This is a genomic window from Candidatus Pelagibacter bacterium nBUS_36 (genome assembly GCF_051201215.1).
Lineage (GTDB): Bacteria > Pseudomonadota > Alphaproteobacteria > Pelagibacterales > Pelagibacteraceae > Pelagibacter.
The window spans coordinates 1,041,620-1,058,947 of the sequence record NZ_CP172839.1 but is presented as its reverse complement, the minus strand read 5'-3'; the positions used below and the strand labels follow the sequence as shown (position 1 = coordinate 1,058,947).

Annotated in this window: 20 protein-coding genes and 1 tRNA gene; 9 read left to right on the top strand and 12 right to left on the bottom strand. The window is 28.5% G+C overall.

Annotated features, from left to right (window positions below; all coding sequences use genetic code 11):
- Positions 1-4: 4 nt before the first annotated feature.
- Both ACIJYI_RS05765 and ACIJYI_RS05760 read right to left on the bottom strand, forming a co-directional pair.
- Positions 5-583, bottom strand: a complete 579-nt coding sequence (locus ACIJYI_RS05765; RefSeq protein WP_435113585.1) for a thioredoxin domain-containing protein — start codon at positions 581-583, stop codon at positions 5-7.
- A complete protein-coding gene (locus ACIJYI_RS05760; protein WP_435113583.1) occupies positions 580-1,068 on the bottom strand; it encodes a DUF721 domain-containing protein in 489 nt (162 codons plus the stop codon). The genes ACIJYI_RS05765 and ACIJYI_RS05760 overlap by 4 nt, the downstream gene beginning before the upstream one ends.
- Between ACIJYI_RS05760 and ACIJYI_RS05755 the strand changes: the two genes are divergently transcribed.
- On the top strand, positions 1,069-2,052 hold the full coding sequence (locus ACIJYI_RS05755) for an A/G-specific adenine glycosylase (RefSeq protein ID WP_435113581.1): 984 nt from the start codon (positions 1,069-1,071) through the stop codon (positions 2,050-2,052).
- Positions 2,049-3,200: an FAD-dependent monooxygenase gene (locus ACIJYI_RS05750; protein WP_435113579.1), complete on the top strand. Its 1,152-nt coding sequence runs from the start codon at positions 2,049-2,051 to the stop codon at positions 3,198-3,200. Before ACIJYI_RS05755 ends, ACIJYI_RS05750 begins: the two co-directional genes overlap by 4 nt.
- Here ACIJYI_RS05750 and ACIJYI_RS05745 read toward each other — a convergent pair.
- The 3 genes from ACIJYI_RS05745 to ACIJYI_RS05735 form a co-directional block, all read right to left on the bottom strand.
- Entirely contained in the window at positions 3,197-4,267 is a 1,071-nt protein-coding gene (locus ACIJYI_RS05745) for a site-specific DNA-methyltransferase (protein ID WP_435113576.1), read from the bottom strand. The two genes, ACIJYI_RS05750 and ACIJYI_RS05745, sit on opposite strands and share 4 nt — an antisense overlap.
- A 92-nt stretch (positions 4,268-4,359) precedes the next feature.
- Complete coding sequence (locus tag ACIJYI_RS05740) at positions 4,360-4,932, bottom strand: ribonuclease HII (RefSeq protein WP_435113574.1); 573 nt, start codon at positions 4,930-4,932, stop codon at positions 4,360-4,362.
- Positions 4,932-5,636, bottom strand: coding sequence for a uracil-DNA glycosylase (locus ACIJYI_RS05735; protein ID WP_435113572.1), 705 nt, complete (start codon positions 5,634-5,636; stop codon positions 4,932-4,934). The genes ACIJYI_RS05740 and ACIJYI_RS05735 overlap by 1 nt, the downstream gene beginning before the upstream one ends.
- Before the next feature lie 38 nt (positions 5,637-5,674).
- Here ACIJYI_RS05735 and ACIJYI_RS05730 point away from each other — a divergent pair, with 38 nt between their 5' ends.
- The 4 genes from ACIJYI_RS05730 to ACIJYI_RS05715 all read left to right on the top strand — a co-directional run bounded on the left by ACIJYI_RS05730 (position 5,675) and on the right by ACIJYI_RS05715 (position 9,575).
- Complete coding sequence (locus ACIJYI_RS05730) at positions 5,675-7,309, top strand: tetratricopeptide repeat protein (protein WP_435113570.1); 1,635 nt, start codon at positions 5,675-5,677, stop codon at positions 7,307-7,309.
- A gap of 35 nt (positions 7,310-7,344) precedes the next feature.
- On the top strand, positions 7,345-8,190 hold the full coding sequence (locus ACIJYI_RS05725) for a 4-(cytidine 5'-diphospho)-2-C-methyl-D-erythritol kinase (RefSeq protein ID WP_435113568.1): 846 nt from the start codon (positions 7,345-7,347) through the stop codon (positions 8,188-8,190).
- A gap of 33 nt (positions 8,191-8,223) precedes the next feature.
- A tRNA-Gln gene (locus tag ACIJYI_RS05720) sits at positions 8,224-8,297 on the top strand.
- A 3-nt stretch (positions 8,298-8,300) separates the two neighbouring features.
- The gene (locus tag ACIJYI_RS05715) at positions 8,301-9,575 is read left to right on the top strand and encodes a CCA tRNA nucleotidyltransferase (RefSeq protein WP_435113566.1); all 1,275 of its coding nucleotides are present in this window, start codon (positions 8,301-8,303) and stop codon (positions 9,573-9,575) included.
- Here the strand turns inward: ACIJYI_RS05715 and greA are convergent.
- From greA to ACIJYI_RS05700, 3 genes are read right to left on the bottom strand one after another with little or no spacing between them, the layout of a single operon-like run.
- Positions 9,572-10,048 carry a transcription elongation factor GreA gene (greA, locus tag ACIJYI_RS05710; RefSeq protein ID WP_435113564.1) on the bottom strand — a complete coding sequence of 159 codons (477 nt, stop codon included), beginning with the start codon at positions 10,046-10,048 and terminating at the stop codon, positions 9,572-9,574. The genes ACIJYI_RS05715 and greA overlap by 4 nt on opposite strands.
- A gap of 4 nt (positions 10,049-10,052) precedes the next feature.
- Positions 10,053-10,880: an oxygen-dependent coproporphyrinogen oxidase gene (hemF, locus tag ACIJYI_RS05705; protein WP_435113562.1), complete on the bottom strand. Its 828-nt coding sequence runs from the start codon at positions 10,878-10,880 to the stop codon at positions 10,053-10,055.
- Positions 10,880-11,338 carry a tRNA (cytidine(34)-2'-O)-methyltransferase gene (locus ACIJYI_RS05700; RefSeq protein WP_435113560.1) on the bottom strand — a complete coding sequence of 153 codons (459 nt, stop codon included), beginning with the start codon at positions 11,336-11,338 and terminating at the stop codon, positions 10,880-10,882. The genes hemF and ACIJYI_RS05700 overlap by 1 nt, the downstream gene beginning before the upstream one ends.
- 89 nt (positions 11,339-11,427) lie before the next feature.
- Here ACIJYI_RS05700 and petA point away from each other — a divergent pair, with 89 nt between their 5' ends.
- From petA to ACIJYI_RS05685, 3 genes are read left to right on the top strand one after another with little or no spacing between them, the layout of a single operon-like run.
- A complete protein-coding gene (gene petA, locus ACIJYI_RS05695; protein ID WP_435113558.1) occupies positions 11,428-11,937 on the top strand; it encodes a ubiquinol-cytochrome c reductase iron-sulfur subunit in 510 nt (169 codons plus the stop codon).
- 5 nt (positions 11,938-11,942) lie between these two features.
- Positions 11,943-13,205, top strand: coding sequence for a cytochrome b (locus ACIJYI_RS05690; RefSeq protein WP_435113556.1), 1,263 nt, complete (start codon positions 11,943-11,945; stop codon positions 13,203-13,205).
- The gene (locus tag ACIJYI_RS05685) at positions 13,186-13,986 is read left to right on the top strand and encodes a cytochrome c1 (protein ID WP_435113554.1); all 801 of its coding nucleotides are present in this window, start codon (positions 13,186-13,188) and stop codon (positions 13,984-13,986) included. The genes ACIJYI_RS05690 and ACIJYI_RS05685 overlap by 20 nt, the downstream gene beginning before the upstream one ends.
- On the opposite strand, the gene ychF is transcribed toward ACIJYI_RS05685, so the two are convergent.
- From ychF to ACIJYI_RS05665, 4 genes are read right to left on the bottom strand one after another with little or no spacing between them, the layout of a single operon-like run.
- Entirely contained in the window at positions 13,963-15,036 is a 1,074-nt protein-coding gene (ychF, locus tag ACIJYI_RS05680) for a redox-regulated ATPase YchF (RefSeq protein WP_435113552.1), read from the bottom strand. The two genes, ACIJYI_RS05685 and ychF, sit on opposite strands and share 24 nt — an antisense overlap.
- Complete coding sequence (gene pth, locus ACIJYI_RS05675; protein WP_435113550.1) at positions 15,036-15,596, bottom strand: aminoacyl-tRNA hydrolase; 561 nt, start codon at positions 15,594-15,596, stop codon at positions 15,036-15,038. The genes ychF and pth overlap by 1 nt, the downstream gene beginning before the upstream one ends.
- 38 nt (positions 15,597-15,634) lie before the next feature.
- Positions 15,635-16,345, bottom strand: a complete 711-nt coding sequence (locus ACIJYI_RS05670) for a 50S ribosomal protein L25/general stress protein Ctc (RefSeq protein WP_435113548.1) — start codon at positions 16,343-16,345, stop codon at positions 15,635-15,637.
- A gap of 45 nt (positions 16,346-16,390) precedes the next feature.
- A complete protein-coding gene (locus ACIJYI_RS05665; RefSeq protein ID WP_435113546.1) occupies positions 16,391-17,323 on the bottom strand; it encodes a ribose-phosphate pyrophosphokinase in 933 nt (310 codons plus the stop codon).
- Positions 17,324-17,328 lie beyond the last annotated feature (5 nt).

Genomic DNA, 17,328 nt, shown 5'->3' with positions numbered 1-17,328 from the left:
TAACTTATATCAGTTTTTCTAGAGCTTTTTTTAAATTTTTATAATTAAGAGATTTCTCGAACTTTTCGTTGTTAATTATTATCGTAGGAGTAGCATTTACTTTGTATTTTTTAACACCATCGATTCGGTCGTTTAATACAAAATCTTCAATCTCCTCATTTTTAATGCATTTTTCAAAATCTACATTAAAGCCCTCATTTACTAAAAATTTTTGAAGATTTTTATTTGCCTCTTCTACGGAATTACCTTTGACCCATTTTTGTTGATTTGAAAATAAACTATTAAGGATAGAAGAATCACCATCATTTTTACATTGGGAAACTTTTGATGCATTAAAAGCTGCAATATCTAATGGAAAGTGCCTAAATTCAATTTTAGCTAGACCAGTATCAAGATATTCTTTTTTAAGTTGTGGATAAACATCTTTGTGGAAGTCTGCGCAGTGGCTACAAGTTAAAGACTCAAATGCGATAATAGTAATTTTTGCATCAACATTTCCAACACTGATTCTTTTGATCTCATCAGCAGTAATTTTAGAAATAGTGCTTAAAAATATTATTATTAAAATAAAAAATTTTTTCATTTTTCTTTAAATACTTTGGTTAGTTCAATAAGTGATTTTTTAATTTTATCATTTTTAACATCATTAATTTTATTTTGATATTTATTAATTGCGACATTTTCACGATTATTTCTATCTTTTAAGATAATTTTTTGTTGATCATCAAAGCTGATAAACTTTAACTTTTCTACAACTGAATAACCAAAAAAACTATTCATTTTATCTAAAATTTCTTTTTTTGAGTACTCCATGTCAACCTCATGACCTCTTTTTACCATAATCACCAAGGTGCTAACACCAAACTTATTTGAATTTTTAAATGTTTTTGGATAACAAAATTTAAATAATTTTTCTCCTACGATATATTTCCAATTAGAGAGTGTTTCAGAATAGATATGACCTTTCTTGTTAATAATTTTTTTAACATTTTTAGGCAAAGTGTCTTTAAAAGATCTTAAGCCTTGAATGGTACTATTTCTCTGCTTAATATTATTTTTAGATCGCATATGAAAGAGTCAATAATAACAAATAAAATTCTTAATTGGTATGATATTAATAAAAGATCATTGCCTTGGAGAAAAAAGACGTCCTTAAAAAAAAAGCAATATTACACCTTAGTTAGTGAATATATGCTTCAACAAACTCAAGTTATAACTGTAATACCTTATTTCAATCGATTTATAAAAAATATTCCTGATATAGAAACTCTAGCAAAATTTGATAATCTCAAACTTATAAAATTTTGGGAAGGTCTTGGATATTATTCCAGAGTTAGAAATCTTAAAAAAGCTGCACAATTAATTGTAAAAGACTTCAATAAGAAATTACCTAGTAATTTTTTGGAGTTAAAATCTTTACCTGGTATTGGAGATTATACTGCAAGTGCGATTTCTGCTATTGCCTTTAACAAGCCACTAATCCCATTAGATGGAAATATTGAAAGAGTTTTAAAAAGATATCTTTACTTAAAAAAAGAAAATCAAATTCAAAAAGAAAATTTGATTAAGCAAAAAAAAATTTTTGGCACATCTAGAAGATCAAGCGATTATGCACAAGCTTTAATGGAATTAGGAGCGTTAATTTGCAAGCCAAAAAATCCACTTTGTAATCAATGTCCTATTTCAAAAAAATGTACATCTTTTATCAAAAAAGATTTCAATTTAACTAAAGTAATAAAAAAAAATAGAGATAAATATTTTTTACTCAAAGTTTATAAAAGAAATAATAAATATTTATTAGTTAAAAATAATAGGTTTAATTTTCTAAAAAATTTGAACATTTTTCCAATGAAAGAATTAATAAAACCAAAAAATTTTAAACAAAATATGAGTTTTAAAATGTCAAATATGAATATGAGTGTCAAAATTGAATATAATAAGATGATTAAAGCTATTCCTTATTCTTATTGGATTGATCCTAAAAATTTAAAAAACTATACTTTGCCAACTTTTACAAAAAAGATTGTTAAATATTTGGAAAATCATAAATGAAAAAAATTGCGATAATAGGAGCGGGTATTTCAGGTTTATTTATTGCAAACTTATTTAAAGAAAATCAAGATTATCAGGTAGATATTTATGAAAAAAATACATCATTCAATTTAGATGAAGGATATGGAATACAGTTATCAACTAACAGCATCAAACTTCTTAATAGAATTGGATTTAATACTTTAGAAAGTAAAGACATATTTAATCCCGAAAAAATTGATTTTTATACAATCAAAAAAGAAAAAAAAATATGTGATCTCAATATTTCAGATTTTAATTCTGAGGACTGTAAGTATACAACGCTAAAAAGATCTAAATTAGTTCAATTTTTAAAAGATAGATTAAATGATAATGTAATTAAGTATGACCACAGTATTGAAAAAATTGAAAAAAAAGATGATCAAATATATTTAACTTTTAATAAAAATAACAAAGCAATTTGTGATCATTTAATTATTTCTGATGGTGTTTTTTCAAAAGGAAAATCATTAATTTCGAATAATGAAATAAAGTCTTCTTATAATAATTCCGTTGCAATTAGGGGCAATATTTCAAAAAACAAACTTCATAATTTAAATGAAAATAATATTTCTTTATTCATGGGGCGCAATTTTCATTATGTGATTTATCCAGTAAATAAAGAAAATGAAAATTATAACTTTATTGGAGTTTTAAAATATCAATTAAAAGCAAAAGAGCTTGACAATTATACCCTTTTTAAAGAAGAAACTTTCATTCAGGACATTAAAGACAAACTACAAAATGAATTTTCAACAACTGTTCTAGAAAATATTAATAATATTAAATGCTTCCCAGTTTTTGTTAGCAAAGGTTATCTCAAACCTGGTAAAAATATCTTTTTATTAGGAGACGCATTTTTTGCCTTTCCACCTTCATTTGCCCAAGGAGCATCACAATCAATCGAGGGTGCATCAGAATTATTTGAAAATATTATAAATGATAAAAGTAATTTTTATGAAAATAGAGTTGTAAAAGTAAAAATGATTAACAACAGATCAAAATTAAATCAATTTGCTTTTCATGCATCTAACCCAGTGATAGTTTTTTTTCGAAACATCAGCTTAAAATTATTAACAAAAAATAAGAAATTTTTAGAAAACTATTTAGGTAAAATTTATAATAATTAATTTTTTGAAATTAATCTTTGTCTTAGATAGTCAATTGGATGTATTCTTCCATTAATATCGCAATGCCAGTAAGTCCAGCCATTACAGCTTTCAGCACCTAAAATGGTTGCTGCAACTTTATGGATAGATCCCTCAGTTTGGTCATGTTTAATGCTGCCGTCAGCCATAATTTTTGCAGATATTTTTTGCTTGTTATCAAAAATGCTAGTACCTGGTTTAATTATTCCAAGTTCAACTAAAGAGCCAAAAGGTATTCTTGGTTTTGATCTATTATTTTTAAGAGTGTCTAATAAATCATCCTCAATAGGTTTTGTATTTTTTAATCTTTGTTCTGCTGCTTTAAAATAAACCTTTTCTTTTTCTACACCAAAATAATTTCTACCCAATTTTTTTGCAACAGTTGCTGTGGTTCCAGATCCTAGAAACGGATCTAAGATCAAGTCATTTTTATTAGATGATGCCAATAACACTCTATGTAGAAGAGATTCTGGTTTTTGTGTTGAGTGTACTTTTTTTCCATTTTTCTTTAATCTCTCAGCCCCATTGCAAATTGGTAAATTCCAATTAGATCTCATTTGAAGATCATCGTTTAAACATTTTAATGATTGATAATTGAAAGTGTATTTTGACTTCTCACTTTTTGAAGCCCAAATTAAAGTTTCATGTGCATTAGTAAAACGTGTTCCTCTAAAATTTGGCATAGGATTATTCTTGTTCCAAATAACATCATTTAAAATCCAAAAACCTAAATTTTGTATAGCTGTTCCAACCCTAAATATATTGTGATAACTTCCAATAACCCAAATAGCTCCATCTTTTTTTAAAATTCTCTTACATTCTGACAACCATTGATAAGTAAAATCGTCATACTTTTTAAAATTTTCAAACTGATCCCATTTATCGTTAACGGCACTGACCTTAGATCTGTCTGGTCTAGTTAATTCACTTTTTAATTGTAAGTTGTATGGAGGGTCTGCAAAAATTAAATCAAAAGTTTCACGTGGAATTTTTTTTAATTCTTCGAGACTGTCGCCGTTAATAATTTTATTTTTAAATTCACTTTTCATTTGTAGAAATTAATTAGACTCCAAATGGATTCTCGGGTCAACCTAGGATTGAATTATTTGGATTCGATTTGTGTTAAGTGAATTGATGACAACTATATATTGTGTGCCTTAAACTTAGATATCGGGGAAAAAGTTTTTCTATGATGCTTATTAATGCCAAGTTTTTTAATTGCTTTTAAATGCTGTTTAGTTCCATAGCCAAAATTTTGATCCCAACCATATCCTTTATTATCTCTAGCAAGCGTAGTTATAAACTTATCCCTTGAAACTTTAGCAATTATAGAAGCAGCAGAGATTGAAGGAATTTTTTGATCACCTTTAATTACTGCTTTCAAATTATAATTTTTTAAATCAGGAACTTTATTGCCATCAATTAAAATATGAGATGGTTTTTTTTTGAGTTTTTTTATAGCTCTTTTCATTGCTAGTAAACTTGCCTGTAATATATTTATTTTGTCTATCTCTTTAACGGAAGCTTTACCAACAGCCCAAATTGAATTTTTTTTGATATAATTAGATAACAATTCTCTTTTATCTTTGGCAACCAACTTTGAGTCTTTTAATAATCTTATATTGATTGATCTATTTAGAATTACTGCAGCAGCGTACACAGGACCTATTAAACTTCCTCTTCCAACTTCGTCGACCCCCGCAGTTACTTTCATTAAATCTTTATTTTTAAATCTTGAATTTTTTGTTTAATTCTTTTTAAATCTTCCCAAGAATATTTTTTATTTTCTGGAAATCTAATTAAATATGAAGGGTTAAATGTAATCATTATTGGATAAGTTTTATTTTTTAATATCACTTCTTTCCATTTTCCTCTTTCAGAAGATATTTTAGTATTAATTCCTGTCACTGCCTCCATCGCAGAACTGCCCATTACAATAACAATCTTTGGATTAATAACTGAAATATGCTCTTTTAGAAAAATAGAGTATCTTTTGATTTCTATTGATGTAGGTTTTCGATCTTCTGGTGGTCTAAAATTTATTGCATAACTGCTATAGATATTTTGTCTTTTGATACCTATTGCCAAAAACATTTTATTTAATAGTTCGCCAACTTCACCTTTGAATGTTATACCAGATTTATCTTCCTCAGCCCCAGGCGCTTCACCAATCAACATAATTGGGCTATTAATATTACCGTCACCCAGAACTAGATTTTGAGAATTCTCTTTTAAATTACAATTTTCGATTGAATTTATTCGTTTTTTTAATTCTTTTAAAAGTTCAGTTTTTTCAACCTGATTGTTGTTATTGATTTCAAGAGTATTAAATCTATTTATTGGCTTATCATTGAATATAAAGTTTGGCTCTATAGTATTTATTAATTCCACGTCTAATTTGCCTTTTTGATTTATCATTTTTTTAGTCATAGAATGATCAAATGTTTAATAAACTAATGAAATTATTTGTAATTCTAGGATTACTCTATCAGACACCAGGATATTCTAAAAGTGCTAGTTTTAATGAGTTTAATTCGCGTGATTTAACAAATTATTTTTCAGGCATCGTTGCATTTGAAAACCAAAATAATTTTGATGCCTTAAAGTTTTTTAATGCATCTAAGGTTTTACTTAACAAACATGACTCTTATTTAAAACGATATGTTTATTCTTTAGTTTTAGAAGATAAAGTTGCACAAGCTATTAATATTATCAAAAATAACAGTAATAAAAGTAACTTAGAATTTTTTGATGCATACATACTATTGATCACTAATAGTTTAAAAAAAAATAACTTTGAAAAAGCTGAAAAATTTTTAAATCAAAGTTTAAAATTTCAAAATCAAAATAGATTCAATTTGGTAATATTCGAATCTTTAAGACAATACATCCATACCTTTAAAAATAAAAAAATATTATCTAATAAAAAAAATTTTGGAAATATATCAATTATTAATCAAGCGTTCCAAAGATGTTATCTTAAAAAAGATAGTGCTAGATCTTCATTTTTAAATTTAATCAATAATCCAGATGGAGATTACTCAAGATATATATTTTTTTACATCAATTATTTAATTCAAAACAAAAAAATAGAGGAAGCCAGGGCAGTTGTTGGTCAACTTGAATATATTAATTCTACACTTTTACTCACTCAAAGTAAGAGTTGGGTTGAAAACAATGAATTCAAAAAATTTAATAAGATTTTTTCATGCAATAATCACAATGATATTGTCAGCGAGTTCTTATTCTTAATTTCAAATCTTTATTCATCTCAAGATAATTTTGAAAAATCAAATTTCTATTTGAATCTTTCAAATTATTTAAATCCAAAATTTATATTAAATTCATCACTTGTAGCTGAAAATTTTTATCTTAATCAAGACTATGAAAAAGTAAAAAAAGTTTTAAAAAATTTTGACAAAGAAAATGAGTTTTATTACTGGTTCAGAATTAAAAAAGAAACACAAATAATTATCAATGAAAATGGATATGAGGAGGGGATTGATTATATAAGTTCAAAATTTAGAAAGATTGATAACCCTAATTTGAAAATGGTTTTTGATATTGCAAACTTTTATAAAAATTCTAAAAACTACAAAAAAGCTATTGAGTATTATACCAAAATTATTGCGTCTTTAAGTGAAGACTCAGAAATAAAATCAGATTTATTATATAGAAGAGGAGGAAGTTATGAGCGACTAGGCAACTATAAGATGGCTGACGAAGATTTATTATTATCCCTTAAAATTAAACCTGATGAAGCTTATGTTTTAAATTACTTAGCGTATTCGTGGTTGGAACGAGATTATCAAATTGATGAAGCTATTGAAATGTTGAAAAAGGCATATGCTTTAAGAAATGATGACCCATATATTATAGATTCAATAGGATGGGCTTTTTATTTGATAGACGATTATATTGAAGCAGAAAAATACATAAAGAGAGCAGTAGAATTAATGCCTGAAGACCCAACAGTTAATGATCATTATGGTGATATTTTATGGAAACTTGATAGAAAAATTCAGGCTAGATACTTTTGGAATAACGTTTTAGGTTTTGATGATACTGATGATGATTTAAAAAAAAAATAACTACTAAAATAGTTGAAGGTCTTAAAAACTCTTAAATGATTTCCAACAAGATAAAATCATATGCTAAAATTAATTTAGCACTAAATGTTATTGGAAAACTTTTCTCACTTCATAAAATTGAAACCATTGTTTCATTTGTAAATTTGCATGATTTAATAAGAATTAAGAAAACTTATGGTACCAAACATCAAATTTCTTTTAATGGAACATTCTCCAAAAATATAAAAAAAGATAATACAGTTAAAAAATTATTCGATATTCTTGATGAAAAGAAACTTTTAAATAATCAAAAATTTGAAGTTAAGATTAAAAAGAATATTCCTCAAAAAGCAGGTCTTGGAGGAGGATCAATGAATGCAGCAAATATCTTAAGTTTTTTGATCAAAAAAAAATTTATTAAATTAGATCAAAAGCAAATAAAAAAAATCTCTAATCTAATTGGTTCGGATGTGATTTTAGGTATTACTCCAATAAGTACTATTATGTCATCAAAGAATGTTGTTAAAAGATTTTTTAAATGCCCCAAATTTTACACTTTGTTAGTTCGTCCAAATTTTGGATGCTCTACAAAAAAAATTTACTCAGGGGTAAAAAATTTTACAAAATCAAAATTTGATAATCCTAAAAAAACCATGTTTGGTTTTAAGTTTTTAATAGATCAAGAAAATGCTTTAGAAAAAATTGCATTTTTAAAATATCCAAAACTTAAAAAAATTAAGTTATTTTTAGAAAATATAAAAAATCCACTATTTGTAAGAATGACAGGCTCTGGTTCAGTAATAGTTGCTTATTATAGATCAAAACGAGATTGTGAATTAGCTAAAGTTCAATTTAGAAGAAAATTTAAAAATTATTGGTGTAATACATCGAAAACTATATAAATTTTATTTTATTGTGTTATATGAAAACAATATTGGGGCGTAGCCAAGTGGTAAGGCACTGGTTTTTGGTACCGGCATCCTAGGTTCGAATCCTAGCGCCCCAGCCATTTATGGACAACTTATTAGATAAAATTTTTTTTAGATCACGTAATCTTGATTATATAAGTCAAAATCTTAAAAATATTACAAATAAAACTCCTGCTAATAAAATTTTTGAAGCAATCAATTCTTATTCTGAAAATAGTGAAGTGAGATATGTTGGGGGCTGTATCAGAAAAGTTGTAAAAAAAGAAATTGTGGATGATATTGATTTAGCGACTAATTTAAAACCAAATGAAGTTTGTGATGCTTTAAAAAAGAAAAAAATTAATTTTTATGAAACTGGTATTGATCATGGAACCATCACGGCAATCATAGATAAACATAAATTTGAGATTACCACTTTAAGAAAAGATGTGATTACCGATGGAAGACATGCAAAAGTAGAATTTTCTTTGGACTGGAAAGAAGATGCTGCTAGAAGAGATTTTTCTATAAACTCAATATACTCTGACAAAGAAGGAAATTTATTTGACCCTCATAATGGTAAAAAAGATTTAGAAGATGGTCATGTAAAATTCATAGGAGATGCAGAAAATAGAATTAAAGAAGATTACTTGCGCATCCTAAGATATATTCGTTTTTTTGTTAATTACTCTAATCGTAAACATGATTCTGAAATTATCAGAATTATTAAAAAAAATATTGGTGGTGTTTCACAATTATCTTCAGAAAGGTTGTTAGAAGAATTTAAAAAATTAACAAAATCTGATGGCTTTCTAAAGTTATTTGATGATAAGGAAGGTTTAGAGCTTATTGAAATTATCTTTCCACAATTAAAAAACTTAAATAGTTTTAAAAAATTAAACTCCCATGCGCATCAGAATTTATCCAAAGTTGATTTTATTTTTTTATTATCCCTTTTGATTGTTGATGGTTCTGACAATACAGATTATTTTTTTTATAAATTTAATATCTCTAAAAAAGATCAAAAAAGATTAAGAATAATTAATTTTTTTTATAAAGAAAAAGTCAATATCAAAAATTTTACTGAAAATAATTTTAATAAGATTTTTTATTTCAATGGAAGGCAAGCTGTAATTGATATTATAAATTATAAGTTGTTCAAATCTACAAAAGTTGAAAAAAAATTAATTAAATTAATAGAAGTCTATAAAAATAAAATTATTCCAACGATGCCAATTGGTGCTAATGTGCTAATGACCAAGTATAATATTCCTGAGGGAAAAATATTAGGAAATAAACTAAAAATAATAGAAGAGATGTGGGTTAAAAATGGTTTTCAAATTTTAGATAAGCAAATTCAAAAAATTATTAAAGGCTAAACATATTTGACATCTTTTATTTCAAAATTTTTAACTCCAGCTGGAGTTGTTATTTCTACAAGGTCACTTTTATTTTTGCCAATTAAGCCTTTTCCAATCGGAGATTGAAAAAAAATAAGTTTTTGCTTTAGGTCAGCCTCGTCTTTTCCAACTATTTTGTAATTAATCTTTTCACCATTATCTAAGTTTTCTAAAAAAACTGTGGAGCCAAAGATAACCTTTCCATCATTGTTTAGTTTTGTAACATCAATAACGTTTGCTCTTGCAATAATATCATTAATTTCAGTTATTCTTCCTTCACTGTGAGATTGTTCTTCTTTTGCGGCATGATACTCTGCGTTTTCCTTAAGATCTCCATGCGATCTTGCTTCGGCAATAGCAGCAACAATTTCTGGTCTTTTTTTTTCTTTTAAAAAAACTAATTCGTCTTTTAATTTATTTAAACCGTTTAATGTGATTGGTTCTTTATCCATTTATTTATTTCCATTTTGCGATTGGTGGTAATGACATTAATATCCCCTCAACATTGCCACCTGTTTGTAATCCAAATTTTGTGCCTCTATCATATAATAAGTTAAATTCTGCGTATCTACCTCTTTTAATATACTGCATCTCTTTATCTTTTAAAGTCCATTTTTTCTTAATTTTTTTTTCAATAATACTATTTAATATCATCTGAAATGTAACACCAACATCTCTTACAAACTGAAAATCTTTTTCAAAGTTATCTTTTTTATAATCAAAAAAAATTCCACCAATTCCTCTCGGCTCATTTCTATGAGGTAAATAAAAATATTCATCACACCATTTTTTGTATTTTTTGTAATATTTTTTGTTGTGTCGATCACACATTGTTTTTAGAATATTATGAAATTTATTTTTTTCACCATCATCTTTTATTGATGGTGTTACATCCATACCACCACCAAACCAATTTTGAGTTGTACAAATATATCTAGTATTAAAATGCATTGCCGGAATATGTGGATTTTGCATATGCATTACTATTGAAATTCCTGAAGCCCAAAATCTAGGATCCTTACTTGCTCCAGGGATATTTTTTTGAAATTTTTTTGGAAACTTTCCATAAACTTTTGAAAAATTTACACCTGCTTTTTCAAAAATTTTACCACCTTTGATAATTCTATATTCTCCACCCCCTTCATCTTTATTTTTATTTCTTTGCCATATTGTTGATTTAAATTTAATTTTATTTTTTTCTAATTTAGTGATGTCATCACAAATAGCATTTTGTAGTAGCTTGAACCAATTACTGGTAAGGTCTTTTTTAATTTCGTTATCCATTATATTAACTCTGATTGTCTTAAACTTTCTGCTAAAACAATTGCAACTGAAGAAGCAATATTAAGTGATCTAGCATTTTCATTCATTGGTATTTTTAAACGGTCATCTATTAATTCATGAACATTTTGAGGAACTCCAGCACTTTCTCTTCCAAAAAGTATTGTGTCGTTTTTATCAAATTTAAATTTTGTATAAGATATGGATGCTTTTGTTGTCATTAATACAATCCTTTGATTCTTTTTTGCCTCAAAGAAATGTTCAGAACTTTGATATAAATCAATTTTATCCCAATCCATATAATCCATTACCACTCTTTTAAACCGTTTATCACTTAGATGAAAACCACATGGCTCAATAATTTCAAGTTTAGCCCCCAAACAGGCACATGTTCTAATTATTGCTGCAGTATTTTGAGGAATATCTGGTTGATATAATGCAATTTTTGTTTTTTGGCTCATATTTATGTGTCATTCTTTCAGTAGAAAAAAAACTATTATCTTATAAGAAATCGTATATTAAGTGTTTTTTAATAATAATATTTAAAAAAATGTCAGATAAAAAGCCAAAAAGAAGAGAATTTTTATTTACTGCATCTTATGCAGTAGGAGCAGTGGGTGTGGGTGCAGTTGTATGGCCACTAGTTGACCAAATGAACCCAGATGCATCAGTTAAAGCTTTGGCAAGTACGGAGGTTGATGTTAGTTCAGTTAAACCTGGAAACACAATAACAGTTCTTTGGAGAGGTAAACCGGTTTTCATTAGAAGAAGAACTCAAGAAGAAATTTCAGAAGCAAAATCTGTTAAAATGGAAGATTTAAAACATCCTGAAAAAGATGAGGATAGAGCAAAAGATCCAGAGTGGCTAGTAATGCTTGGTGTGTGTACCCACTTAGGATGTGTGCCATTAAATGATAAAGGTGACTATGATGGATGGTTCTGTCCTTGCCATGGGTCACATTATGATACATCTGGTAGAATTAGAAAAGGTCCAGCACCTTTAAATATGGAAATTCCAAAATATGAATTTGTTAACGCTAATACAATTAAAATTGGATAAACTATATGAGTGAACACGAATATACACCCACATCAAAAGTTGGAAAATGGTTTAATGATAGATTGCCATTACTTACTCTTGCAAATCATTTAACAGACTATCCAACTCCAAAAAACTTAAATTATTGGTGGACTTTCGGTGGGATTTTAACTTTCTGCTTAATAACTCAAATTGTTACTGGTTTAACCTTAGCTATGCACTACATCGCTCATGCGGATATGGCTTTTGAAAGTGTTGAGCATATAATGAGAGATGTTAATTATGGTTGGCTAATTAGATACATTCATGCAAATGGTGCTTCAATGTTTTTTTTAGCAGTCTATATACATATCTTTAGATCTTTATTTTATGGATCATATAAGTCTCCAAGAGAGATCATTTGGATTATTGGAATAATAATTTACTTGTTGATGATGGCAGCAGCATTTATGGGCTACGTATTACCTTGGGGGCAAATGAGTTTTTGGGGAGCAACAGTAATAACAAATTTATTTAGTGCAATACCATTAGTAGGTGAGGGTATTGTGAATTGGTTATGGGGTGGATATTCTGTTGACAATCCAACGTTAACTAGATTTTTTACATTACATTACTTGATACCTTTTTTAATTTTAGGATTGGTTGTTTTGCATATCTGGGCATTGCATGTTCCGGGTAATAATAATCCAGTTGGAATCGATATTAAAAAACCTTCAAAAGATACTGTTCCATTTCATCCTTATATTGTAATTAAGGATGGTTTTGCATTGCTAATGTTTACAATTGTCTTTGCGTTTTTTGTTTTTTATTCACCAAATATTCTTGGTCATGCAGACAATTACATAGAGGCCAATCCAATGGTAACTCCAGCTCATATTGTACCTGAGTGGTATCTATTACCTTTTTATGCTATTTTAAGATCAATACCTGACAAATTGCTTGGCGTGGTTGCAATGCTTTCAGCAATTTTAATTTTAGCAGCGTTGCCATGGCTTGATACATCAAAAATTAGATCTGCAGTATTTAGACCTTTGTACAAACAGTTTTACTGGATACTTGTAGCAGACGTTTTAATTCTAGGTTACGTTGGAGCTATGCCGGCTGAAGGACTTTACCTGTTAATTGCAAGAGTTGCTACAGGATATTATTTTCTTCATTTTTTAGTAGTTCTTCCAGTCTTAGGGTTTAAGGAAAAAACTTTACCAGTTCCTTTAAGTATTACAGAACCTGTACTTGGAGGCTCACCTAATTTAGCAACTGCCAAAAATAATGAAAGCTTTGAAAAATAAAGTGAAAAATTTTATTAAAATAATTTCATTTATAACTTTTATTTGTTTTTCAGCTATTCAAGCTAATTCTGCTGAAACAGCTAAACTTTTAAAAACAGATTGGAGCTTTAAAGGTCTATTTGGTAAATTTGAAAGGGGTTCGTTACAAAGAGGTTACCAAGTTTACACAGAAGTATGTTCTTCATGTCATTCAATGAAGTATCTAAGTTATAGAAATCTAGGTGAAAAAGGTGGTCCAGAATTTTCAGAAGCAGAAGTTAAAGCAATTGCGGCATCTTTTGAAGTAACTGATGGTCCCAATGCAGATGGAGAAATGTTTACAAGACCTGCAAAATTATCAGATAAATTTGTGAAACCATATGAAAATGTTAAAGCTGCTGAGGCTGCTAACGGTGGCGCATATCCACCTGATATGTCAGTTCTAGTTAAAGCGAGAAGTGGTGGGGTAGATTATATTTATTCTTTATTACAAGGTTATGAGGACGCGCCTAGTGGAATGGTTTTAGATGAAGGTGTTCATTATAATAAATATATGTATGGAAACAAAATTAAAATGTCAGCTCCACTTTCAGAGGGTATTGTAGAGTATGGTGATGGAACAGAAGCGACTGTTGAACAAATGTCAAAAGATGTTACTACGTTTTTAATGTGGGCAGCTGAACCACATTTAGAGTCTAGACATCAAATGGGATTTAAAGCGATTGTATATTTGATTATTCTAACTATTTTGGTTTATTTCAGTATGAAAAAAATCTGGTCACGTGTTGAATCTGAAGTTTAATACATCCCCATCTTTTACAATATAATCTTTACCTTCTAGTCTCATTTTTCCATTTGTCTTAGAATTTACCCAACCATCATTTGCTACAAAATCTTCGTATGAAACTGTTTCGGCTCGAATAAAACCTTTTTCAAAGTCTGTATGAATTTCACCAGCTGCTTTTGGTGCGGTACAATTTTTCTGAATTGTCCAAGCTCTGGTTTCTTCTAGTCCGGAGGTAAAATAGGTATCCAGTTCTAAAATTTTATATCCTTTTTGTATCAGCATACTTAATCCGGTTTCTTTTAAACCAATCATTTCCATATAATTTATTCTTTCAGTGGATTCCAATTCATTTATCTGATTTTCTATATCTGCTGATACAATCAAAGTATTTTCTTCACCAAATTTTTCTATAAACTTTTTTGTATATTCATTGCCTTCCTGAACACTTTGTTCATCAACATTGCACACAAATATTTTTGGTTTAATAGATAGTAGGCCACTTTGATTTAACAATTTACTTTCAAATTGAGATTTCAAAATTGATATGTCTTTATCATTATTTATACAATCTAATGCAACTTCTAATATCTTTAATTGCTCTTCATCAACATTTTTTTTATTACTTTTTTCTAATCTTTTTTGAATAGACTCTAAATCTGCCAACATCATCTCAGTTTCAATTATTTCAAGATCTCTAATAGGATCTACTGTTGGATTAACATTTTGGATGTCATCAGAATCAAAACATCTAATCATATGAATGATTGCATCAACTTCTCTAATGTGTGAAAGAAATTTATTTCCCAATCCTTCTCCTTTAGAAGCACCCTTAACAAGACCAGCAATATCAACAAATGAAATAGTTGTGTTTATTATTTTCTTTGACTTTGAGACTCTGGATAAATTTTCCAACCTTTCATCTGGCACAGGCACAACACCGACATTAGGATCAATTGTGCAGAAAGGGAAATTGGCAGCTTGAGCTTTACTTGAGTTGGTTAAAGCATTAAATAAAGTAGATTTACCAACATTGGGCAAACCAACAATTCCACATTTAAAACTCATTATTTATTATTTACAGTGCTAGAAAATAAATCTAATTTTTTTTCTACAAGTATTGAAATAGACTCATTAATATTATTAGAAATTTTTTCTATTCCAAGCATTTCATCTTCATTAAAATTTTGAAGAACAAAATCACCAACTTCCATTTTTTCTTTTGGTTTTCCAATACCTATTCTTACTCTTGAATAATCTTTACCAATAAATTTATCAATTGATGCAATTCCATTATGTCCTGCACTGGATCCACCAAATTTGGCTTTAATCTTTCCAAACTCAACATCTAAATCATCATGAAAAACAATTACATCTTCAGCATCTATTTTAAAATATTCAATAAGTTCTCTAATGCAAATTCCTGAGTTATTCATAAAAGTTAGAGGCTTAATTGCATAAACTTTTTGATCACCAACATTACCAGTTGTTAATAATCCTTTAAATTTTGGTTTTTGTTTAGAGAGGCTAAATTTTTTATTGATAGAGTCTATAATCTTAAATCCAACATTGTGTCTATTTTTTTCACTGTCTGGTGTGGGATTACCTAAGCCTACAAATAAAAGCATATAATTTTTAAAGGATAGTAAATTTTAACTTGGGTTTATTATTTTTTTTCTTCTGCAGGTTTCTTATCATCACCCTCTTTTTTATCACCTTCAGCTGCTGGTTTATCACCTTCAGCTGCTGCATCTGTTCCTGCAGCCGCATCTTCACCTTCAGCAGCCTCAGCCTCAGCTGGCTTCTCAGGCTCTTTCATTACAGTTGGTGCCGCTAGTGTTGCTATTACAAAGTCTCTTCCTCTAATTGTTGGAGTAACATCCGTTTCTAAGTTAATTGATGATATTTTAAAACTTTCACCAATATCAACTCCATCAAGATCTATTACAAGATTTTCAGGAATTTTTTCACTAGGACATCTTAATTCTACTTTTCTTCTTACGATGTTTAATACACCACCTCTTTTTAATCCTGGCGACTTTTCATGATTAATGAACTGAACAGGAACTTCAATTCTAATTTTAACACCTGGGACTACTCTTAAAAAATCAACATGAATTGGTTCATCAGTAATAATGTGATATTTAATCTCTCTAGGAAGAACGTTTTGAGGTTTTCCATCAACATTTAAAGTAACAATACTTGATAAAAAATTTTCTTTATCAATTAAAGCTTTAAGTAATTTTTTTGAAATGGCTACTTTCTCATTTTGAGCCTCACCACCATAAATTATGGCTGGTACCCCACCACCATTTCTAACAGCGCTTAATTCACCCTTAGTTTTTGTATTTCTAATGTTTGCGTCTAAAGTATTCATAAAAACAAGGGTTTTTAGCTCAAGTTCCTTAATAACTCAAGGAATTTATTTAAATAAATCTGAAACAGATGTTGAGTTTGATATTCTTTTAATTGCCTCTCCCATTAAGCCTGAAATAGGCAGAACCTCAATGTTTTTAACACCTTTAATTTTGTCATTGTTGTCAATTGTATCTGTGATTACTAAATTCTTTATTACAGAATTATTAATTTTTTTTACTGCATCACCACTTAGCACTCCATGAGTAATATACACATAAACATCCTTTGCACCCCTGTCTTTTAGTGCTTTGGCTGCATTAACAATTGTTCCTCCTGAGTCAATAATATCATCAACAATCACACATGTTTTTCCTTTAACATCACCAATTACATTCATTACCTGAGATTGACCAGGTTTTGGTCTTCTTTTGTCAACTATCGCAAGCCCCACATTTAAAAGTTTGCCTAATGCTCTTGCTCTTTCAGTTCCCCCTACATCAGGAGCTACACAAATAACATTTTTACTTTTAATTTTCTTTTTTGCGTGTCGTGCAAAAATTGGAGTCGCAAACAAGTTATCAACTGGAATATCAAAAAATCCTTGTATTTGACCAGCATGTAAATCAACAGTTACAACTCTATCTGCTCCAGCTTTTGTAATTAAATTAGAAACAAGTTTGGCTGAGATCGAAGTTCTTGGAACAACTTTTCTATCCTGTCTTGCATATCCAAAATAAGGAATAACGGCTGTGATGTTTTTAGCAGAAGATCGCTTTAACGCATCAATACAAAGTAAAAGTTCCATTAGATTGTCATTAGCAGGAGACGAAACTGATTGAATTATGAAAATACTGTTTCCCCTAATATTTTCATTAATCTCAACGTAAATTTCACCATCAGAAAAATTTCTGATACTCGAATTCACCAATTTAGATCTTAAATATTTTGCAATATTTTTACTAAGAGGTTTATTGCTATTTCCGGATAATAATTTCATTAAAA